The organism is Kribbella sp. NPDC050124 (assembly GCF_044460355.1).
In the GTDB taxonomy this organism is placed as follows: domain Bacteria; phylum Actinomycetota; class Actinomycetes; order Propionibacteriales; family Kribbellaceae; genus Kribbella.
The window spans coordinates 146475-167800 of sequence record NZ_JBITJU010000009.1 but is presented as its reverse complement, the minus strand read 5'-3'; the positions used below and the strand labels follow the sequence as shown (position 1 = coordinate 167800).

General features: G+C 68.0%; 20 protein-coding genes. 13 read left to right on the top strand and 7 right to left on the bottom strand.

The window, feature by feature from the left end:
* Nucleotides 1-88 precede the first annotated feature (88 nt).
* The 6 genes from ACIBL3_RS22235 to ACIBL3_RS22210 all read left to right on the top strand — a co-directional run bounded on the left by ACIBL3_RS22235 (nt 89) and on the right by ACIBL3_RS22210 (nt 8441).
* Entirely contained in the window at nt 89-1108 is a 1020-nt protein-coding gene (locus tag ACIBL3_RS22235; RefSeq protein ID WP_396355415.1) for a LacI family DNA-binding transcriptional regulator, read from the top strand.
* A gap of 101 nt (nt 1109-1209) precedes the next feature.
* The gene (locus ACIBL3_RS22230; RefSeq protein WP_396355414.1) at nt 1210-2160 is read left to right on the top strand and encodes an ABC transporter permease; all 951 of its coding nucleotides are present in this window, start codon (nt 1210-1212) and stop codon (nt 2158-2160) included.
* A gap of 5 nt (nt 2161-2165) precedes the next feature.
* The gene (locus ACIBL3_RS22225) at nt 2166-3083 is read left to right on the top strand and encodes a carbohydrate ABC transporter permease (RefSeq protein WP_396355413.1); all 918 of its coding nucleotides are present in this window, start codon (nt 2166-2168) and stop codon (nt 3081-3083) included.
* A gap of 19 nt (nt 3084-3102) precedes the next feature.
* Entirely contained in the window at nt 3103-4650 is a 1548-nt protein-coding gene (locus ACIBL3_RS22220; protein ID WP_396355412.1) for an extracellular solute-binding protein, read from the top strand.
* Nucleotides 4651-4683: 33 nt separating this feature from the next.
* A complete protein-coding gene (locus ACIBL3_RS22215; protein ID WP_396355411.1) occupies nt 4684-4893 on the top strand; it encodes a hypothetical protein in 210 nt (69 codons plus the stop codon).
* Entirely contained in the window at nt 4890-8441 is a 3552-nt protein-coding gene (locus ACIBL3_RS22210) for an endo-1,4-beta-xylanase (protein WP_396355410.1), read from the top strand. Before ACIBL3_RS22215 ends, ACIBL3_RS22210 begins: the two co-directional genes overlap by 4 nt.
* On the opposite strand, the gene ACIBL3_RS22205 is transcribed toward ACIBL3_RS22210, so the two are convergent.
* Nucleotides 8383-8880, bottom strand: a complete 498-nt coding sequence (locus ACIBL3_RS22205; protein WP_396355409.1) for a BTAD domain-containing putative transcriptional regulator — start codon at nt 8878-8880, stop codon at nt 8383-8385. The genes ACIBL3_RS22210 and ACIBL3_RS22205 overlap by 59 nt on opposite strands.
* Here ACIBL3_RS22205 and ACIBL3_RS22200 point away from each other — a divergent pair.
* Nucleotides 8870-9118 carry a hypothetical protein gene (locus tag ACIBL3_RS22200; protein WP_396355408.1) on the top strand — a complete coding sequence of 83 codons (249 nt, stop codon included), beginning with the start codon at nt 8870-8872 and terminating at the stop codon, nt 9116-9118. The two genes, ACIBL3_RS22205 and ACIBL3_RS22200, sit on opposite strands and share 11 nt — an antisense overlap.
* A gap of 36 nt (nt 9119-9154) precedes the next feature.
* On the opposite strand, the gene ACIBL3_RS22195 is transcribed toward ACIBL3_RS22200, so the two are convergent.
* Nucleotides 9155-10255 carry a hypothetical protein gene (locus tag ACIBL3_RS22195; protein WP_396355407.1) on the bottom strand — a complete coding sequence of 367 codons (1101 nt, stop codon included), beginning with the start codon at nt 10253-10255 and terminating at the stop codon, nt 9155-9157.
* Between the two features lie 317 nt (nt 10256-10572).
* A complete protein-coding gene (locus ACIBL3_RS22190) occupies nt 10573-11124 on the bottom strand; it encodes a cyclophilin-like fold protein (protein WP_396355406.1) in 552 nt (183 codons plus the stop codon).
* Nucleotides 11125-11686: 562 nt separating this feature from the next.
* On the opposite strand from ACIBL3_RS22190, the gene ACIBL3_RS22185 reads away from it, so the two are divergent.
* From ACIBL3_RS22185 to ACIBL3_RS22160, 6 genes are all read left to right on the top strand, one after another.
* Nucleotides 11687-12355 carry a hypothetical protein gene (locus ACIBL3_RS22185; protein WP_396355405.1) on the top strand — a complete coding sequence of 223 codons (669 nt, stop codon included), beginning with the start codon at nt 11687-11689 and terminating at the stop codon, nt 12353-12355.
* Nucleotides 12356-12442: 87 nt separating this feature from the next.
* Nucleotides 12443-13123, top strand: coding sequence for a DUF6152 family protein (locus ACIBL3_RS22180; protein WP_396355404.1), 681 nt, complete (start codon nt 12443-12445; stop codon nt 13121-13123).
* Between the two features lie 10 nt (nt 13124-13133).
* Nucleotides 13134-13616, top strand: coding sequence for a hypothetical protein (locus ACIBL3_RS22175; protein ID WP_396355403.1), 483 nt, complete (start codon nt 13134-13136; stop codon nt 13614-13616).
* Between the two features lie 126 nt (nt 13617-13742).
* Nucleotides 13743-16454, top strand: a complete 2712-nt coding sequence (locus ACIBL3_RS22170) for an MGH1-like glycoside hydrolase domain-containing protein (RefSeq protein ID WP_396355402.1) — start codon at nt 13743-13745, stop codon at nt 16452-16454.
* Nucleotides 16451-18571, top strand: a complete 2121-nt coding sequence (glgX, locus tag ACIBL3_RS22165; protein WP_396355401.1) for a glycogen debranching protein GlgX — start codon at nt 16451-16453, stop codon at nt 18569-18571. The genes ACIBL3_RS22170 and glgX overlap by 4 nt, the downstream gene beginning before the upstream one ends.
* Nucleotides 18572-18665: 94 nt before the next feature.
* A complete protein-coding gene (locus tag ACIBL3_RS22160) occupies nt 18666-19436 on the top strand; it encodes an isocitrate lyase/phosphoenolpyruvate mutase family protein (protein WP_396355400.1) in 771 nt (256 codons plus the stop codon).
* Nucleotides 19437-19502: 66 nt separating this feature from the next.
* On the opposite strand, the gene ACIBL3_RS22155 is transcribed toward ACIBL3_RS22160, so the two are convergent.
* The 4 genes from ACIBL3_RS22155 to ACIBL3_RS22140 form a co-directional block, all read right to left on the bottom strand.
* Nucleotides 19503-20168 carry an AlkA N-terminal domain-containing protein gene (locus tag ACIBL3_RS22155; protein ID WP_396355399.1) on the bottom strand — a complete coding sequence of 222 codons (666 nt, stop codon included), beginning with the start codon at nt 20166-20168 and terminating at the stop codon, nt 19503-19505.
* The gene (locus ACIBL3_RS22150) at nt 20083-20403 is read right to left on the bottom strand and encodes an Ada metal-binding domain-containing protein (RefSeq protein WP_396355398.1); all 321 of its coding nucleotides are present in this window, start codon (nt 20401-20403) and stop codon (nt 20083-20085) included. Before ACIBL3_RS22150 ends, ACIBL3_RS22155 begins: the two co-directional genes overlap by 86 nt.
* Before the next feature lie 73 nt (nt 20404-20476).
* A complete protein-coding gene (locus ACIBL3_RS22145) occupies nt 20477-20932 on the bottom strand; it encodes an SRPBCC domain-containing protein (RefSeq protein ID WP_396355397.1) in 456 nt (151 codons plus the stop codon).
* Nucleotides 20922-21266, bottom strand: a complete 345-nt coding sequence (locus tag ACIBL3_RS22140) for an ArsR/SmtB family transcription factor (protein ID WP_396355396.1) — start codon at nt 21264-21266, stop codon at nt 20922-20924. The genes ACIBL3_RS22145 and ACIBL3_RS22140 overlap by 11 nt, the downstream gene beginning before the upstream one ends.
* Between the last annotated feature and the right edge of the window lie 60 nt (nt 21267-21326).

The window sequence follows — 21326 nt, the reverse complement described above, 5'->3', positions numbered from 1 at the left end:
ATTTCCTAATCGTTGTCGGCAGCGCATCGGGGTGTCAAGTGCATCGATCGCTAGAATCCCGATCTCACACCCGGGGCGAGGAGCGGTGATGGCGACCATCAAGGATGTGGCGACACGCGCGGGGGTCGCCCCGTCGATCGTGTCCCGGCTGCTCAACAACGACCCGACCCTCCGGCTGCGTCCGGAGACCAGGGACCGGGTGGAGGCCGCCGTACGGGCTCTCGACTACACCCCGAACCGGGCGGCGCGGGCGCTGCGAGGTGCGCGCGCCGGTGCGCTGGGCGTGGCCCTTCCGCACCTCACCAGTCCGGTCTACGCGCAGATCCTGAGCGGCGCCGAGGCGGAGGCGCGACAGTCCGACTTCCTGCTGGTGACCGTCGAGGTCGACGCGCTCGCCGCGGATCCGGCCGGCTTCCAGCGCTTCGTGCGTGGCGGGGCGATCGACGGACTCCTGCTCCAGCGCGACGGCGTACCTGCCGATGAGGTGGTGATCGAGAACCTTCGCGCTCTGGGGCTGCCGTTCGTCATCGTGAACGAACGGGTGGCCGCGCCGCTCGCGGGCGTGGCGCTCGACGACCGGCAGGCCTCGGCGCTCGCGACCGAACACCTCCTGGCGCTCGCGCACCGGGCGGTTGCGCACCTCGCCGTCGGCGGCGGCACCAATCGGTCCCGCGATCGGTTGGAGGGGTGGCGCGAGGCCATGGATGCCGCCGGCGTGCCCGCCAGGCCGGACCTGGTCGCGGACGGGGGCAGCAAGCCGGAGACCGGGTACGCCGGAATGATGAAGCTGCTCGCGCAGAAGACGCGTCCGACCGCGGTGGTCGTCGGGACGCTCCTGTCGGCGATCGGCGCGCTCTCCGCCCTCCGGGATGCCGGGCTTCGGGTTCCCGAGGACATGTCGCTGGTCGGTCACCATGACGCCTGGCCGGCGCAGTACTCGAGTCCGCCGCTGACGACGGTGTCCCTGCCGCTGGAGGAGCTCGGCCGGCGAGCGGTCCGGCTCCTGATCGACCAGCTCGGTGACGCGGAGCCGCGCCAGGAGCTCCTGCAGTCTCCTGCGCCCGTCATCGTGCCGCGGAGCACCACGTGCCCGCCGCGCGCCGGCTGACCAGCTGACCCCTTGACAGCTCTTGGGGCTGCGTGCAGGATGCCGGAGAATCGTTTCTCCGATCGCGGCCGCGGTCGTTCGATCTCATTCGGGAGGCTCGCTTGGCTGCGCCGAACGCCGCGTTACCGGCCACCCGGCCGGGGCCGTGGAAGAGTTTGCTCCGGCACCTGCGCTCGGACTACCTGCTGTACCTGATGGTCGTTCCAGGGCTGTTGTACTTCTGCGTGTTCCGCTACGCACCGATGTACGGCGCGATCATCGCGTTCAAGAACTACCGGGTGCTGGACGGCATCACCGGAAGTCCCTGGGTGGGCTGGCGCAACTTCGAGCAGATCTTCGGCAGTCCGTACTTCGGCAACATCCTCGCGAACACGGTCCTGATCAGCCTCTACAAGATCATCGTCGGTACGCCGGCCGCCGTCGCGCTCGCGCTGTTGCTGCACGAGGTCCGGGTCCGGTGGTTCAAGCGGGCCGTGCAGACGATCACCTACCTCCCGCACTTCCTCTCGTGGATCGTGGTGTTCGGTATCGCGCTGGTCGTGCTGTCGCCGTCGAGCGGCCTGGCCAACAAGGGGCTGGAGGCGTTCGGCGTCAGCCCGATCGAGTTCCTCTCCGACCCGACGTGGTTCCGCAGCGTGCTGGTCGGCTCCGACGTGTGGAAGAACATCGGCTGGAACGCCATCGTCTATCTCGCCGCCCTGGCGGCGATCTCGCCGACGCTGTACGAGGCTGCCGCGGTCGACCAGGCGTCGCGGTTCCGGCGCGTCTGGCACGTGTCGCTGCCGGGAATCCTGCCGGTCATCGTCCTGGTGACGACGCTGAACATCGGGCAGTTGCTGAGCGCGGGCTTCGAGCAGATCTTCGTGTTCTACAACCCGTCGGTCTACTCGGTCGGCGACATCATCGACACCTGGGTTTACCGGCAGGGCATCCAGGGATTCCAGTACTCGGTCGCGGCGGCGGTCGGGCTCTTCAAGGGGCTCGTGGGTTGTGTGTTGTTGCTGGCCGCCAACTGGGCCGCAAAGCGCTGGGCGAACTCGGGACTGTGGTGAGGACGATGGCTACCCAATTGCAGGAACGTGTCGAGGCAGTCGTCAAGCCCGTGGGCGTCAAGAGGGTGCGCGACGGCAGGCTGTGGGACGTCGGCGTCTGGACGGTGCTGGGTCTGGTCACGCTCGTGACGTTGGCGCCGCTGTGGTACGTGCTGGTCATCTCGGTGACGCCGACCGAGCTGTGGGCCCGGACCAACGGATCGTTGTTCCCCACCAACATCACGTTTGCGGCGTATCAGCAGCTGCTCGAGAACGGCCGCTTGTTCCGCGCCATGGGCGTCAGCCTCTACGTCACAGTGGTCGGTACGGCGCTGAGCCTGGCCGTCACGACCCTGATGGCTTATCCGCTGGCCCGGAAGCGGTTCAAGCTACGACGGCCGATCTTGCTGATCGTCCTGTTCACGATGCTGTTCAACGGCGGCCTCATCCCGACGTACTTGATCGTCCGGGACCTGAACCTGCTGGACAGTTACTGGTCGTTGATGCTGCCCAACCTGGTCAGTGCCTTCAATCTGCTGGTGATGAAGGCGTTCTTCCAGTCGCTGCCGGACGAGATCGAGGAGGCCGCGCGGATCGACGGGGCCTCGGAGTGGCAGATCCTGTGGCGGATCGTGCTGCCCCTGTCCAAGCCGATCATCGCGACGATCGGCCTGTTCTACGCCGTCGCCGAGTGGAACAGCTTCTTCGACGCGGTGCTCTACATGAACGACGCGGACAAGCAACCGTTGCAAGTGGTACTTCGCTCGATTCTGACCTCGGGCAACCTCTCGGCGTACGTCGACGTGACCGCGGCGGACACGCCACCGCAGCAGTCGTTGCAGATGGCGGCGGTCGTCATCACGACCATCCCGGTTCTGCTGGTCTATCCGTTCCTGCAGCGCTACTTCACCGCCGGCGTGCTGCTCGGATCGGTCAAGGATTAGTTCAAAGGAGACCCACATCATGCGCTCACCCAAGTTCGTTGCCGCCGGCGCGGTGGCGACCGTCCTCCTGGTTTCGGCCTGCAGCGGGGGCGGCAGTTCGGGCGATTCCGGCGACACCGACTCGTCGACCATCGAGCTTTTCGCGTCGGTGGCGACCCCGGTCGCCGGACCGCCTGGCGAGGACTACTTCTGGAAGAAGCTCGTCAAGGATGCGACCGGCGTCGACGTGAAGCTGAACTTCGTGACCGAAGGCAGCCAGTACACGCCGAAACTGCAGGCCCGGGCGGCGGCGAACGATCTCCCGGATCTGTACTACTCCGACGCTACGACGCAAAGTCAGTTGAGTTCCCAGGGTCTGGCTGGTGACTGGACGCCGTTGCTCGACAAGATGCCGACCTGGGTCAAGGAGCACGAGGTCGACCGGTTCAAGCCGGTCGGTACCTTCGACGGCAAGCTGACCGGACTCACGGGCCGCACCGGGTATCCGTACAAGCCCGTCGTTGTCATCCGCAAGGACTGGCTGCAGAAGCTCAACCTCAGCGAGCCCAAGACGCTTGATCAGTACTTCGAGGTGATGAAGGCCTTCACCGAACGCGACCCGGACGGTAACGGCAAGAAGGACACGTACGGCTGGACCGGGGCGATCAAGGCGGACGGCAGCCTGTTCGGCTTCGACCCGATCTTCGGTGCCTTCGACGCGCTCGGGCTGTGGCAGCAGAGCGGTGACTCGGTCGAGTTCGTCGGGACGTCCGACAAGTACCGCGACGCGCTGGCGTTCATCGACAAGATGAACAAGGCGGGCGTCATCGACCCGGACTGGAAGGCCCAGAAGCCGGAGGACACCGCGATCAAGTACCAGTCCGGCAAGGTCGGCCTGATGCAGAACGACTGGTGCGCCGCACTCTGCGCCGGCAACTACTCGCTGTTCATCAAGGGAAACCCCAAGGGGGTCGTAGAGATCCTCGATCCGCCGACCGGACCTGGTGGCGCGAGCGGCTCGGGGACCTACTCGGCGGCGGGCATGATGCTCGGCATCTCCCAGCAGGCCATCGACGCCGGCAAGGGCGAGAACATCGCCAAGGTCCTCGAATGGATGGCCGGCCCCGGCTACATCCCGACCGTGTTCGGTGAGGAGGGCAAGACCAAGGGGCACGTCAAGGAGGCCGGCGGACAGATTCGCCTGAACAACGCCAACACCGACTACGCCAGCAACCTGCAGCTCGTTGCCGTGGGCATCAAGGGCACGACGGAAGAGCTCAAGAGCCGGTACGGCGGCGCCTCCACGACCCAGGGGGATGGTTCGTCCTGGTCCGCGAACGAGTGGCTCGACACGATGTCGAAGTACCCGAAGAAGGACGTCACCAGCTTCTCGGCGCTGCCACCGCCGCCGGTGGAGAGCGGTGCGGACCTGACCAGGGTCATCAACGAGGGGGCGTTCAAGTTCGCCAGTGGCACGCAGCCGTTGTCGGGTTGGGGTGACTACGTCGCCAGCGTCAAGAAGACCGGACTCGACGCCTGGACGCAGAACGCCCAGAGCCGGCTGAAGGAAGTCGGCGCCGTCCGCTAGGCGCCGAGACTCGACGACAGGGGATTCACCGCGGTGGCTGGGTACGGCGCGTACGACTTCGACTTCGATCTGCGGCGACGGATCGCCGAGACGCTCTGGACGACCAGTGGTTGGTCGACGGTCGCGCTCGTGCCGGGCACGGTGTGCGGCGTGGGGGCTTGCTTCTCCCCGCCGTACGCCGCCCCGCAGGCCAGGCTGTCCGTCGTACTGGCCCCGCTGAAGATTCTGGGAGCTGACAAGTGACGTTACGACGCCGGATAAGCACCGCTGTTGCGGCACTCGCACTGATCGTTGCCGGTCTTCCTGCGCTGGCCGTGCCCGCGAGCGCGGAAGGACCGGTCGAAGTGATGCCGGCCGACTCGCTGGCCGCCTTCTCGATTCCCAAGGGGGATCCACCGCCCACCACGCAGATCGTTCCCGTGGCCGGGAACTCTACGATCGACCGCGCGCTGCGGATCACGGTGCCCGGCAGCCCTCGCAGCGCCGGACTCGACGGGGAGTACGAGATCGGCCTCGCGGCACCGACGGGTACGGCGGTGCAGGCCGACGATGCCGTGGTCGCGACGTTCTGGGCCCGGTCCGCCGACGCCGACACCGGTGAGGCCACCTTCGTGTTCCAGCGCAACGGCGGTAGCCCGAAGTCCGCGGTCGCGGCGCTGAAGCTCAGTCGCGCCTGGCAGCGCTTCGAGTTCCCCTTCCGGGTCGTCGGCAGCCAGGCCGCGGGCGAGGCACAGATCTCGTTGTGGCTCGGCTACGGCCCGCAGGTCCTCGAGATCGCGAACGTGTCGGTGCTCAACCACGGACCGGGCAATCCGGCCGGGTTCCCGTCGGTGACCTACCGAGGCCGGGAGGCGGACGCCGGGTGGCGAACAGCCGCGGAAACCCGAATCGACAAGTACCGCAAGGGTGATCTCCGGGTCAAGGTCGTCGACGCGTCGGGCAAGCCGGTTCCGAAAGCCACGGTCCGTGCGGACCTGCAGAAGCACGCGTTCAACTTCGGTACGGCGGCCTCGGCGCAGACGCTGGGCACCGACACCCAGGACGGACGGACACACCGGACGAAGGTCAGTGCGGACGTCAACCAGGTCACGTTCGGCAACGACCTGAAATGGAACTACTGGGAGAACCAGGCGCACCGCACGCAGTACACCCTGCCGGCGCTCGACTGGCTGCGGGATCGGGGCAAGGACGTGCACGGCCACACACTCGTGTGGGGTTCGTGGGGTCTGATGCCGCCCGACGTCCAGCAGTTGGCCGGCGATCCCGCCGCGCTGCGGAAGCGGATCGACGATCACATCACGGACGAGGTGTCGTCGCTGAAGGGCCGGATCGACGCGTGGGACGTGGTCAACGAGCCGTACTCCGAGCACAACGTGACCGACATTCTCGGGCAGCACGAGATCGCCCGCTGGTTCCGGCTGGCCAGGCAGGCCGACCCGAAAGCCCGGCTACTGCTGAACGAGTACGACATCCTCGAGAAGAACGGCTGGACCAAGCGCAAGCAGGACTACCTGTACAACCTGGTGTCCTCACTGAGGGCACAGGGCGCTCCGATCGACGCGCTCGGCATCCAGGGCCATTTCACCGATCTGCAGCCGACGCCGCCGGAGGATCTGCTTCCGATCCTGGATCGGTACTCCGCGCTCGGCCTGCCGATCGAGATCACCGAGTTCGATGTCGCGGGCCGCAGTACGACGTCTGTCGACGAGCAACTGCAGGCCGACTACACCCGCGACTTCCTGACGACGATGTTCAGCCACCCGAAGGTCGATGCGGTGAGCACGTTCGGGCTGTGGCAGGCCAACATCTGGCACCCGATGGCGGCGCTCTACCGAACGGACTGGTCAGCGAAGCCGAATGCTCAGGTGTGGCGGGACCTGATCTACCGGCAGTGGTGGACGAACGCACAGGGAACGACCAACGCGGCCGGCTCCTACACTGCACGCGGCTTCCTCGGTGACTACCTGGTAACGGTCACGGTGAACGGCGTCACGAAGCAGCAGCGGGTCGCGATGCCGACCAACGGCGGAAAGACCGTCACGATCGTCGCGGACGGCATCCCCACCTCGCCCCGCGATGAGATCTCAAGCACGATCCGAGGCGGCGGCTTCGATTCCGGCACGGCCGGCTGGCAACCGCTCGGTGGCGCACCGAAGACCGGCAGTTACGCGCACAGCGGGTCCGGAGCGTTGCAGGTCGGCGGCGCCGCCGGCGGGGGAGTGACCCAGGATGTCATCGACCTCGAGGCCGGCACGAACTACACGCTCAGTGCCTGGGCGAAATCGAGTGCCCCCGGCAACCAGTGCTACGTCGGCGTCCGTGGTGGTCCGAGCCCTGGCCAGACGAGTTTCCAGTACACCCTCAACTTCCGCGACCAGACAAGCTACCAGCAACAGGTCGCCACCTTCACACCGCCGACGGGTACAACGTGGACCCAGGTGTTCGTATGGCAGAACCCAGGGGTCTCCGGGGCACCGACCTGCACGGTCGACGACGTCACACTGACCGAGACGACCGGCACGCCGTCGGCGCCGCCGGCTCCGCCGTACATCCAACCCAGACTGCCGGGCAGTCCCAACGCGCTGACCAACGCCGACCTGGAGCAGGGCAGTACGACGGGTTGGTACTGCCTCGGACCTTGCACGCTGGCGCTGGCCGGCAGCCCCACCCATGGCGGTGCGGGCGCACTCGCGGTCACCGGACGCGGGGAGACCTGGGCGGGCGCGGCACAGCGGGTGAACGTCGCGAACAACGGCCGTTACAACGCGTCGGCCTGGGTACGCATGAAGAACCCCGGCACCGACACTGCCGACCTGGCCCTCAAGGTGACCTCGTCGACCGGAAGCACGACGTTCCGGCTGGGATCGGCCGCCGTCACGGATACTGCCTGGACGCAGCTCAGCGCCTCGAACGCGCCGGTCACGTTCACTGGGTCGTTCCTGTCGGCAGAACTGTGGATCAGCACCCGGAGTGGTACCAGCAAGGCCGACCTCCTGGTCGACGATGTCACCTTTGGTGCCCGATCCGCGCCGCCACCCGGCTTCGACTTGCTGACGAACGGAGCTGTCGAGGACGCCGGGACGGGCTGGTACTGCTTCTCGCCCTGTACGGCAAGCCCGGTGGGCTCGCCGGTACACAGCGGATCCGGCGCGCTGCGGATCACCAATCGGACGCATGCGTGGACCGGTCCGGCGCAGGGCGTGCTGAACCTGACCAGCGGTGCCCGCTACAAGACGTCGGCCTGGCTCCGGCTGGCCGACGGGGCACCGGACACCACGGCGCTCATCAAGGTCAAACTGTGGTTCACGGACGGCACCAGCACCACCGTTCCACTTGCCGAAGGCCCCATCACGTCGTCGCAGTGGCGTGAGGTGAAGGCGAACGACGTCACCGTGAACTGGAGCGGAACCCTCGATCGAGCGGAGTGGTGGATCAGTACGACGGGTGGCGCAGACGATCTGTACGTCGACGACACGGCACTGCAACCCGCCGGCGCATCCGAGACGGTCTTCACCCCGGTGACATCCCGGGATGTCTGCGTGGTGCGCCATCCCGGTAGAACCGACACGGCGTACTTCGGCTACAGCAACCCGAACAGCTTCGGGGTGCCCGTACCGGTCGGGACCAGCAACCGGATCAGCCCGGCACCGTCCGACCGCGGCCAGCCGGTCCTCTTCGATGCCGGCACCCAGCTCCACCGAGCACCAGTCACACTCAAAGCAGGCGGGAGCGTCACCTGGCAGCTGAACGGACAATCCGCCACCGCCACCACCGCGACCCGAAACTGTTGACCTCCACGCCTTGGACGAGGCGCTGGCACGTGCGCGGCGGAGGGTGCGCTCCGCCGCGCGGGCTCTGCGGGGCCGTGGTCCGGCTCCCGGGTTGCTTCGCGGGAACCAGTTCGGGCGACTGCGCGAGTACCTGCGCCTCCAGTTCGCGCAACGCCGGACCGGGGTCGACGCCGAGCTCGTCGGCCAGGGTCTCGCGGGCACGCCGCAGTGCGGCCAGCGCGTCGGCCTGCCGATGGGCGCGATACAAACCGAGTGCGAGCAGCCGCCACCGCTCCTCCCGCAATGGCTCCTCGGCGACCATCCCCTCGAGTTCGGCAACGACGAGTGCCGCCTCCCCGAGATCGAGACGTGCGGCGAGCAGCCGTTCCCGGCCGCGGATGTGGCGGGGCTGGGTACGGACCGAGAAGGCGGCCGAGTACGTCGAGATCGTGGAGCGCACCGGGATGGCGGGCTATCGCCGTACTCCGGGAAACGAGGGCGCCCAGCTGCTCACCCGCGATCTCGGCGACGGCCGGACCGAGATCATCACCCTGAGCTGGTGGATCGACCTCGACCACATCCGCGCCTTCGCCGGCGACGACATCGACCACGCCAAGTACTACCCGGAAGACGACGACTACCTCCTCGACCGCGAAACCACCGTCGCCCACTTCGAGGTCGCGCCCCCATCACCCTGAGCCGCGTCGTCCCTCTGGCTGCTAGCGGCAACGAGGTCAGTGGCTGGTGACAACCAGTGTCGGCGGGTGGTGGACGAGGCCCGGCAGTGCGGTCGTCTCGTACGGCTGCCGCAGTCCGGGCCGCGCGGCGAGCAGCCGGGTGCGCGATCCCGCGTTGAGGGCGATCACCAACCAGTCTCCACGGTCGGCGAATGCCAGCGCGGGTTGGGACTTGGCGGGCAACTCGATCCCGGGCACGAGGTCCAGCCGGCCGGTGTCGAGCTGCATGATCGCGATGTCCATGGGCGGGAGCGGATGGTCGTCGAACCGTGGGTCTGTCGCTGCTCGTTCGACCAGGAAGGCGACCCTCGTGCCGTCAGGGCTGACGACACCGCAGCAGCCGGGGCCCGGAAGGGGAGATCCGACGGTCTGCCCGCCGGCGATCGACTGGCGGCGGAGCGTGCACGGTGACGCGTCGTCGTGACAGCCGCTGGTCCAGAAGACCTGGCCGGCGCCGGCCGCGAGCAGCGCCACATGTTGTTCGAGCTTGGCCTGCAACCGACCGGTGCGCGCATCGACGAGCGCGAGCCAGGTCGGTGAGATTGATGGATCGGGCTGCAGCATCCCGACGATCGTGTCACCGACGATTGCGGATGGGTAGAAGCCGAGCGGCAGCCGCACCCGCTGCCCGCCGGCGACCGAGGTGATCGTCGCGTAGGGGTTGTCGATGGCGCTGGCGAACGAAGCGATCCAGACGCGATTGCCGTCGGTCAGCGGTGACTCGGTGGGACCGAGTGGGCGGATGACACTCACCCGGTGATCCACGCTGATGCGCAGCATCGCGTACGGCGCCGTTTCGTCGCAGGACCCGGTGGTCGCGTACGCCGTGACCGGATCACCGGCCAGCACTGCGGCGTACTCGCCTGGATGGACGGCTGGGTCAGGCAAGGTCGTCGCATGGCCGCTGTCGAAGTCGACAAGTCGCAGCCGCTCTCCGCCGAGCAGCACCTCGAGCCCGGTGGGCTCAGCGGGTGGCGAACTCGACACGATCGGCAGCAGCGTGTCCGCTCCGCAGGCACCCGGCGCCGTCGGCCACGCCCGCGCCGACCGCCCGTCCGGGATCGTGCTGATCAACTCGGACGGAGCGGGCCTAGGCACCGCCTCACGATCCGAATCAGTCGACCCCCGGAGAACAACGAAAGTCAGCCCCGCCACCAGGACCAGAACCCATCCGGCCCTCCGCCGCCCACGCCCCGAACCGCTCCCCACTTCAAGGAGCTCTCCGTGCTCGTCCTCCACCCAACCATGTAATCACCGCCCCGCCGTCCGGAACATCCGGCTGAGTGCGGGCGCCGGCCGAGGCACGCTTGGGTTGATGGCTGCCCTGGGCCTGGCAGGTCTCGGTGCATCCGGGAAGGCGTGCAGCAGGACCGACCAGTTGCCGTGGTCGATGCCCCAGCTGTCGATGTCCTGGCCTACCCAGGTGGGCTTGCAACCTGAATCGTGACGCTGGAGCCTTCGAGGGCGTCGAGCTGGTCGCGGTCGGCCTGGTAGGTGCCGAGGCGGACGACCTGGTCGGAAAAGCCGCCGTGCGCGTTGTAGTAGAAGATGATGTTGCCCCATGGCGTGTAATAGCTGAAGTCGCCGTTTCGGGGTTCGGATCCCGGCACGCCGGAGGTGTTCAGGCGGCGAGGGAGATACGCGATCTTCTCGCTGTTGCTGAAGTCCTCGAACTCCACGGTCAGTGGGAGCATGGACACGAAGTCGCGCGCCGCCGGCGTGTCCCGGTCGATGGTGACGTCGACCTGCGTGTTGCCGGATGCGAAACGGACAACGCTTCCGGCCAGGTTGCGCCTCGGCGCGGGAACGGTCGGAGAGGTGGCGGACGACGGGGAGGCGGGGGTCGCGGCGGGTGCGCTACTGGAGCGTGTCGCCTGAGACGGGGTCGAGGCGACCTCTGCGGTGGTGCATCCGGCGAGCAGTCCGGTGGTCGCGGCCGTCACCGCGAGCGACGTCGCGAACGTCATGACTGGTCCTTTCACGTCCGTGGCCATGACACCCAGGGTTCACGGTCGTGCGCGTCTGCGGGAGTCTCTGACGATGGGTGTACCGGCAGAGCACCCCTCGGCCAGGGATGCTCTGGGAGTACACCTCTCATCAGTGACTCCCCAGCCGCCCGCGTACCCGGTTCTCTTGGGTACGTGGCCACCTCGGCCATGAGCATTCGGTCCTTCGAGGAGTCTTCGTGCGTGCTGTGACGATTTACGGTTCCGGCGAGGTCCGGGCCGAGCGCTGTGACGACGCGAAGATCGTGCTGTTGCAACCATGACGTCCGGCAGCTGGCGTCGTGCAGGTGCGGCGATTCGGTTGATCTCTGCGGTGGTGTGTTTCGGTGCGTTGGGTCTGATCTGGGTCTTGGTACGCCGCCCTGCAGCGGCAGGACGTCGTCGTACCCGGTCGAAGTTCCTCGTCGGAGCGTTCGTCCTCCTGCAGGCTGTGGGTACCGCGATCACGGTGTCCACCGCGGTTGAGCCGCAGGTCCGTTGCCATGCGCATGTATTCCCCGACGGCCGGGTGCAGGCTGAACCAGTGCTGCAGGACGTTTCCCCGCCACGGATCTGGGGCGTCGCACGAGAGGTGGTCAACGCGCCGACCACGGGACTCGGGCTCCTCGCCTCAAGGGGCGCCGGCATGAGCGAATGCGCCGGTCCGCCGCTGACGGTGGCCTTCTGGGAAGCGCCGCGCCTCAGCGGCGGGGGCAGCACCGTCGGGTCCACCTTCGTCGCGTGGATGCCGGCCGGCTACGACAGTACGAGCGTCCTGCCGGGAGCACACGGTTATGGATCCGCGGACGACCGGCTCGAGCCCGCGGCGCCGTACATCCGGTACGGCCCCAACATCTCGGACACGCGGGCCGACGAGTCGCAGCTGGCGCGGCACGAGTCCCGACACACCGACCAATGGGCCGTGGGAACCCTCATCGGCGGTCCGCTGGCGTTTCCGCTCGCGTACTACGCCGACAGCGCGTTCTTCCCAGGATCCCGCAACCACTTCGAACGCGCGGCCGGCCTCGCCGACGGCGACTACTCCGAACCGCCCGACAACAGACCCGCCCCGATCCCCGGCGCGATGCCCGTGGCAGCGGGGCTGCTCGCCCTGCTCCTGTACCGCCAACTCCGTCGGCTGCAGCGAATTCACACCGAGAGAAACCCGCACCCGACCTCCTGCGCAGGGTGGCCCTGCCGGTACACCTCATGACAGGAACTCCCTGGGCCCGGCGAGATGAGGTGTGCTGGATGGCGACCATCTCATGCCCTCTCGGAAGAAATGACCCACATGCGCTTCATGACGATCACCGCAGCACTGACTCGCGCCGGCGCCCGTCGTGCCAGGCTGGCGACCGCGTTCCTCGTCTCCGCGACCCTGCTCATTCTGGTTTCCCCGGGTACTGCGCAGGCGCATCACGGCTGGGACGACTTCGACACCGACCGCCTCTACTACGTTGCGGGAACGGTCTCGGAGGTCCGCTGGGGTGAGCCGCACTCCTTCTTCACGGTGACCCTTGACGACGACCTGCCTGCTGACACGCCGGAGCTGCGGTTGCCTGAGCAGTTGCAGGCTCCCGAGGACAGTGGCCCGATCAACGATGCCCCGTCGTACAGCGGCGCCCATGACGCTCTCGAGGTCGTCATCGCCCCGCCGAGTTTCACGGGACCGTGGGGTCTGGACCGCCCGCTGCGCGACGGCGAGCAGATCGAGCTTGTCGGCTACATCGGTGAGAGCCACGACGACGAGTTCCGTCCGGTCGCGTTCTGGTACGAGAACGGCCGACCGGTCAACCAGGTGCTCGGCAGTGAACTGCCGGCGACGCCGCTGCCCGTCCCGTATCCCGACGGCGACGCCCCGGCCGGCGCCGCCGATTCCGGCACGTCGGTGGCAGCCGTGTGGGCCACGCTCGGCGTTGCGCTCCTCGCCGTTCTCGCGGGTGGGGCCGTCTTCCTGCGGTCACGTTCGAGCCGGGAGTGAGGCGCTCGTCATGGGCGATGCGTTCGCATGGCTGGAGGACAGCGCGGTCGCCGAGGCGATCCGTGGCACGGCGTACCTGTATCCGATCCTCGAGAGCATCCACATCATCGGCATCGCGCTCTTGGTCGGCCCGGCCGTGTCCTTCGATCTCCGGCTGCTGGGGCTTGGCCGGCAGGCGCTACGGGTGACGACCGCGGCCAACTGGCTCCTCCCGCTGTCGCACGTCGGCTTCATGATCGCGGCGGTCACCGGCGTGGCGATGTTCCTGCCCGGCGCGAGCGTCATCGCCGACCGCGGCAGCGCTCCGTGGAAGCTCGGCCTCATCCTGCTTGCCGGGGTGAACATCCTGATCTTCCATCGACACACCTACCGCGGTGTGGCGGGCTGGGATATGAGCCGGTCGGCGCCCCTCGCCGCCCGGTTCGCCGCGGTCGTCTCGCTGATGTCGTGGTCAGGTGTCACGGTCGCGGGCAGGCTCCTGGCCTACACCTGACTGCCGCGGCCGGATCGCGTGGCGCTCGAAACGTGACTGAATCATCAGCTGTAGACGAGGTGGGGGGTGGGGTGGCCGCGAAGAATGGGTGAGGCCTTGGTCGATCGCCGTTGCTGGGAGGATCGCGTGACGACACAGCCACCCGTGCCCGGGGCCGAGCGGGAGCGAATGGCGGGCGACGGTTCGGCGTCGCGGCGCAGCGAGTGGCGTCTCTGGGGTCCGTACCTCAGTGAGCGTCAGTGGGGGACCGTGCGGGAGGACTACAGCGCCGACGGGGAGGCGTGGGGTTATTTCTCGCACGACCGCGCCCGCGCGACGGCGTACCGGTGGGGGGAGGACGGGCTGGCCGGGTTCAGCGACATCGAGCAACGGCTGTGCCTCGGGCTGGCGTTGTGGAACGGGCGCGATCCGATCCTCAAGGAGCGGCCGTTCGGGCTGACCGGCGCGGAGGCGAACCACGGCGAGGACGTGAAGGACTACTGGTGGTACTGCGACGCCGTGCCAAGCCACGCCTGGAACCGGTGGCGCTACCACTACCCGCAGCGAGAGTTCCCGTACGAAGACCTGCGAGCCGAGAACGGCAGGCGCGGCAAACTCGATGCGGAGTACGAGCTCCTCGACACCGGCGCGTTCGACGACGACCGGTACTGGATCGTCGAGGTGCGGTACGCGAAGGCGAGCCCGACCGACCTCCTGATGTCGGTCCAGGTCACGAACGCAGGACCCGCCGCGGAGACGCTCCACGTCCTGCCGACGATCTGGTTCCGCAACACGTGGTCGTGGGGCACGGGTGCTCAACGACCCGAGCTCGCCGCGACCGGTGACCTGACCGTGCGCGCGTCGCACCCGTCCCTGGGCGAGCTGGAGCTGCTGACGGCACCGGGTCCGGACGGGATCGCGCCGAGACTCCTGTTCTGCGAGAACGAGACCAACATCCAGCGCTTGTACGGCGTCGCAGGGTCGACGCCGTACCCCAAAGACGGGATCAACGATCACGTGTTGACGGGTGCGCCGACTGTCGATCCCGCGCAGCGCGGTACCAAGTGCGCGGCCTGGTACCGCGTGGACGTCGCACCGGGCTCGACCGTGGAGCTGCGGTTGCGGCTGCGTCCCGCAGGATCGGGTTCGGACGTCGCAACCGCGCTCGGACAGGAGTACGAGCAGGTCTTGAGAACCCGGCAGACGGAGGCTGACGAGTTCTATGCCGAGCTGACGCCGGCGGCTGCCTCGCCCGACGAGGCGATGGTGATGCGGCAGGCCTTCGCCGGGATGCTGTGGAGCAAGCAGCTCTATTACTACGACGTCGCCCGCTGGCTGGACGGCGACCCGGGGCAGCCGGTCCCGCCGGCCTCGCGGCACACCGGGCGCAACCACCGGTGGCGCACCTTCAACGCCTTCGACGTGATGTCGATGCCGGACAAGTGGGAGTACCCCTGGTTCGCCTCCTGGGACCTCGCCTTCCACTGCATCGCGCTCGCCCACGTCGATCCGGAGTTCGCCAAGGACCAACTGCTGCTGGTGTGCCGTGAATGGTTCCAGCACCCGAACGGCGCCCTGCCGGCCTACGAGTGGGACTTCGGTGACGTGAACCCGCCGGTGCAGGCGTTCGCGGCGCTGGAGGTGTTCGCCATCGACGGCGGGCGCGACCTCGACTTCCTCAGCCGGATCTTCGACAAGCTGCTGGTCAACTTCACCTGGTGGGTCAACCGGGAGGACGCCGACGGATCGAACCTGTTCGAAGGCGGGTTCCTCGGGCTGGACAACATCGGCCCGCTCGACCGTTCGCACCTGCCGGTGGGCGGCGTGCTCGAACAGTCCGACGCCACCGGCTGGATGGCGGCGTACGCGCTGGCGATGACGACGATCGCGGCGATCCTGAACCGGAGCGGCCATCGACCGGCGCGCGACCTGGTGCACAAGTTCCTCGAGCACTTCGCCGCGATCCGCACCGCGATGGCGCAGCAGGGGATGTGGGACGAGACCGACGGCCTGTTCTACGACCGGATCGTCACCGGCGGCGGCGTGGTGGTGCCGGTGAAGGTGCACTCGATGGTCGGCATCATCCCGATGCTGGCGGTCGGCGTGGTCGACGACCAGCTGATCGCCGGAGCTGTTGCCCCGGGCAAGCAGTTCGCCGAGTTCCTCGATCGGCAGGGCCTGCGCGACCGCGAGAGCCTGGCGGCGGCCGGCGTACTGCGGGGCGAGGCCGGGCAGCAGCGCCTGCTGATGGGCACCGTCGGGGTCGACCAGGTACTCCGCCTGTTCGGCAAGCTGTTCGATCCCGCTGAGTTCCTGTCGCCGTACGGTCTCCGCTCGATCTCCGCGTTCCACCGCGACCACCCGTACACGCTGGAGGTGGAGGGGCTGCGCGCCACGGTGGACTACGAACCGGCCGAGTCGACCACCGACATGTTCGGCGGCAACTCGAACTGGCGCGGGCCGATCTGGTTCCCGCTGAACTTCCTCGCGGCCACCGCCGTACTGCGCTACCACCGCTTCTTCGGCGATGACCTGAAGCTCGAGTACCCCACCGGATCGGGCCGGCGGCTCGCTCTCGACGCCATCGCCGACGATCTGTTCGCCCGGCTGGTGTCGATCTTCCTCGTCGGTCCGGACGGCCGGCGGCCCTGCTTCGGTGGGGTCGCCCGGCTGCAGCACGACCCGAACTGGAAGGACAACCTGATGTTCAACGAGTACTTCCACGGCGACAACGGGGCTGGTCTGGGCGCCGCGCATCAGACCGGCTGGACCGGGATCGTCGCCGATCTGATCCGGCGACGGCACGGCTCGGTTCAGTCCATCGGCGACGTCCTCCGTGCGATGGGCGACCGATCATGACCACGCAGGTCTCCGTCCCGCTGGCGTTGCCCGGCGCAGCCGCCCCGCTCGGTGCGACCCCCGGGCCGGACGGCACGAACTTCGCCGTCGCATCGGTGGCCGATGGTGTGCTCTTGTGCCTGTTCGACTCCGACGGCAAGGAGACCCAGATTCCGCTGCTGGAACGCGATGGCGACATCTGGCACGGGTTCCTGCCCGGCGTACGGCCCGGCCAGGCCTATGGTTACCGGACCACCGGACCGTACGAACCGCGGCGAGGTCTGCGCTGCAACCCGGCGAAGCTGCTGCTCGACCCGTATGCGCGAGCCGTTGACGGCGGAGTGCGATTCGGGCCGGAACTGCTCGGGTACGCCGTCGACGATGTCGAGGCGCCGAGCACGCTGGACTCGGCCGGACACGTCCCCCGGAGCCTCGTGGTGGACACGTCCTTCGACTGGAGCGACCGTCCCCGACCAGCCCACTCCTACGCCGACACGATCATCTACGAGCTCCACGTCAAAGGCTTCACCGCCGCGCATCCCGCCGTACCGGAGCCGCTGCGGGGCACGTACGCCGGGCTTGCCCACGAGGCCGCGGTCGCACATCTCGTCGATCTCGGGGTGACTGCCGTGGAGCTGCTCCCGGTGCACCAGAGCGTGCCCGAGCGGTTCCTGGTCGAACGCGGCCTGACCAACTACTGGGGCTACAACACCATCGGGTACTTCGCGCCACACGCCGGCTACTCCGCCGCGGTCCGGGCCGGTCGGCCCGACCAGCAGGTCGCCGAGTTCCAGGCGATGGTCGACACGCTCCACGGCGCCGGTATCGAGGTCATCCTCGACGTGGTCTTCAACCACACCGCCGAAGGGAACCACCTCGGCCCGACGTTGTGCCATCGCGGACTGCACAATCCGGCGTACTATCGGCTGGCCCCGGACGACCTGCGGTTCTACGTGGACACGACGGGTACCGGCAACTCGCTGAACGCCGACAGCCCGGTCAGCCTTCAGCTGATCATGGACTCGTTGCGCTACTGGCTGACCGAGCTGCGTGTCGACGGCTTCCGCTTCGACCTGGCGCCGACACTGGCCCGTGAGGACGGCAGCTTCGACAAGATGGCGGCGTTCTTCGACCTGATCTCGCAGGACCCGGTGGTATCCCGCACCAAGCTCATCGCCGAGCCGTGGGACGTCGGGCAGGTCGACAGCTACGACCTCGGCCGCTTCCCGCCGCTGTGGAGTGAGTGGAACGGCCGGTACCGCGACGTGATGCGCGACTTCTGGCGCAGCCACGCCGGCCTGATCGGCGAGTTCGCCTCCCGGCTCAGCGGGTCGTCCGACCTGTACTCCGCGGCCGGCCGGCGTCCGACCGCTTCGGTCAACCTGATCACGGTTCACGACGGTTTCACGCTGGCCGATCTCGTCTCGTACGACGCCAAGCACAACGAAGCGAACGGCGAGGCGAACAACGACGGGAGCAACGACAACCGCTCCTGGAACTGCGGTGTCGAGGGCCCCACCTCCGATCAGGAGATCCTGGACCTCCGAGCGAGGCAGAGCCGTGCGATGCTCGCCACGTTGATGCTGTCGTTCGGGATACCGATGCTGCTCGGCGGCGACGAGCTCGGGCGTACCCAGCAGGGGAACAACAACGCGTACTGCCAGGACAACGCGATCAGCTGGTTCGACTGGTCCACACGGGACGAGCGGTTGGCGGCGTTCACCAAGAAGCTCATCGCACTGCGCCGGGACCATCCGGTGTTCCGCCGGCGCCGCTTCCTCACCGGCGTGGAAGCCGGGGAGCTTCGGTGGTACACCCCAGCCGGTACGGAGCTGACCGCGGCGAACTGGGCCGACCCGGACGCGCGGAGCGTCGCGCTCTACCTCGACGGCGACGACGCTCCCGATCGGGCCGCGGACGGATCCCTGCTGGTCGACGACGACTTCCTGCTCCTGGTCAACTCCTGGTGGGGGCCGCTCGACTTCGTCGTACCAGCAACCGAGACCGGCAAGACGTGGACCCGCGAGATCGACACCTACGATCTCGACGGCACCCCACCCACCACCGAGCTCACCGCCGGCAGCCACGTCCCGGTCAACCCCCGCTCGATCGTCCTCCTCCACGCCCGCGGTTCGTAGCCTTCGGATCTGGCATGTAGATGGCCGAATCTGGCCAGACTCCGGCTGGGTGGGCAGGCGACTCTTGGGTTCAGTCGACCTCAGGAGGATCGCAATGAGCGCGCAGGAGTTTCGGGCTCTGCATGAGCAGCCGCCGTTGGTGTTGCCGAACGCGTGGGATGCCGGATCGGCCCGGGCGGTCGAGGCCGCCGGGGCTCGGGCCATCGCGACGACGAGCGCCGGTGTCTCGTGGGCCGCGGGTGTGGAGGATGCTGGTGGATTGAATCGGGCGACGGCGATCGCCGCGCTTCGAGCGATCGTCGCGGCGGTCTCGGTTCCCGTGACAGCGGATGTCGAGTCCGGGTACGGCGATGTCGAGGCAACCGTGACCGAGGTCCTCGAGGCGGGTGCCGCCGGCATCAACCTGGAGGACAGCGACGACGGGGTGCTGTTGGATCCCGCCGTTCAGGCGGCGAGAATCGCGGCTGCCCGGCGGGTTGCGATTGCCCTCGGCGCCGACTTGGTGATCAACGCCCGGACCGATACCTGGCTGTTGGGCGACGGCGCCGGGACGATCGACAGGGCGAAACTGTACGCCGAGGCGGGCGCGGATGTGCTCTTCGTGCCAGGGGTCGTGGACCCGCCGACGATCCGCGCCCTGGTCCAAGCGTCGCCGCTGCCGCTCAACGTGATGGTCAGGCCCGGCGCGCCAACGGTTGCCGAACTCGCTGAGCTCGGCGTGTGCAGGATCAGCGTCGGTCCGGCGATCACCGCCGGCGCCTACGGTTTGGCCTCGGCGGCCGCGCACGAACTGTTGACGACTGGCACCTATCAAGTCCTCGACACGGCAGCCGATCTCGGCAAACACAACAACCTGCTGCGCTGAGCCTGCCGAGTCGGAGGCTGCCGGAGGGTCCGGATGCCAGGGGCGGTCGGACTCCTCGTGGAGCGTCTAGGCAGCGCGGGCACCCAGTCGCAGGGCGACGTGATGTGCCGCCTTGCTGCTCACCCCCGGAACGACCTCCAGCGAACGGATCAGCGCCTCGGCACTTTCCCCGATGTCCAGAATGAGGGTGCCTCCAGCAACCGCTTGGGCGAGCGGGCCGATCAGTTCGTCGCCGACCAGCGCCTCGGCTGAGGGGAACGCGTGCGTGAGTCCGTGAGCGAGCCCCGGCACCGGCATCCCGTGGACCTCGACCAGCTTGCGGAGTACGTCGTAAGCCGCCTGCTCCGGGAGGTGGTCCCGGACCACGGTCTGGGCCGCCACCTCGAACGGTCCCCACACGCCCGGCACGCGGACACCAGGGTGGACCGCGAGCAACGGACCGACGGTGGGATTCGCCGCGAGCAGTGTCTGGGCAAGCAGGGGTTCGGAACGCAGGCCGACCAGGACGGCGGCGCGTTCGGCGACGTGGATGACGCCCTCCCAGTACGGCAGGTGAGCAGTCAGGAGCAGGTGGTCGGCGCCGCCGGGCCCGATCTCGAGTAGGCCTGGATCACCGTCGAGCGAGACGGTCCGGCGATAGACACCGTCATCGACCGACTCGACTCCGGGGACCGCCTGCGCGCCGAGGAAGGCCAGCATCGCGTCCCAGTCGTACGGCGGGTTGTACGGCAAGCGCAGTACCAGACCTCCGTCCGCGACCAGGCGATCGCTGCGTAGGCGGCGTTGCCGGAGCTCCCGCGGCGAGGCGCGGAAGGTCTCGCGCAGCAGCCAGCTCGAACGTCCGCACGTTCTCGGCCAGCGGCTTGGCCCCGCACCCCGGCCGGCAGTAGATCCCCGTCGTACGCACCGCCGAATACGTCGTCACCCGATCACTGTCACCCCTTGCCCCGAAACTCTCCGGCCACATGCGGACATCAAGCTAACAAGCCGCGCCGACAGTAGGGCTCGAACCGACGTGAGCTGAGGTGGACTCGCGGACGTCAGCCGGCGGTCGCCCGGGTGGCAAAGGCTTCGATGACTCGGGGCCATCCACCCGCCCACTGTCGTGCAAGTGAGTGACCGTCCTTGCCGAGGCGCTCGAAACCACGATGCTCGAGCTCGAGGGTGGTCCCGCCTTCCACGGCGAGGAATCGGACGTCGACCTCGGTGTCTGCGGGCCAGTCAGGACTGCGCCAAGTGAAGACGATGCGGTCGGGCGGTGAGCAGATGGTGACAGTGCCGACCTGGAGTTCGTCGCCGTCGCTGAACCGCTCGTAGAACCGGCCGCCCTCGGCGGGTTCCAGGAAGATCTCCCGGGCCCGGTCACCACCGTACGAGTAGCCCTCGTCCAGCGGCCACCACTCGCCGATCCCGCCGGTGAACAGCCGGAAGGCGGCATCAGGAGGGAGGTCGACGCGCACGGTGTACCGGACAGTCGGGTCGGGCTCATTCGACACTGGCGTCACCCTCCTGGCCTTGCTCTTGGGACGCCGCCAGTTGCGCCGCCCGCTGATAACGGGTGAGCGCCGCGGACCAGAACGAGCGCGCATAGTCCTGCAGTGTCTCCAGCCCGTCAGGGTTGATCTCGTAGACGCGCCGAGTGCCGACGGCGTGGTCCACCACCAGACTCGCCTGCTTCAGGATCTTCAGGTGTTGCGAGACCGCCGGCCGTCCGACAGACAGCCCGCGGGCGATCTCGACGACCGGCTGCGGCCCGGTCCGGAGCCGCTCGAGAATCGCGCGGCGGGTCCGGTCCCCGAGGGCATCCAGGACCGCATCAGAGGAATCCATCGGTGCGTCTTGCCTAACCGTGCGTCGACAATTACCGTTAGTCGGAGCTAACGATACTAT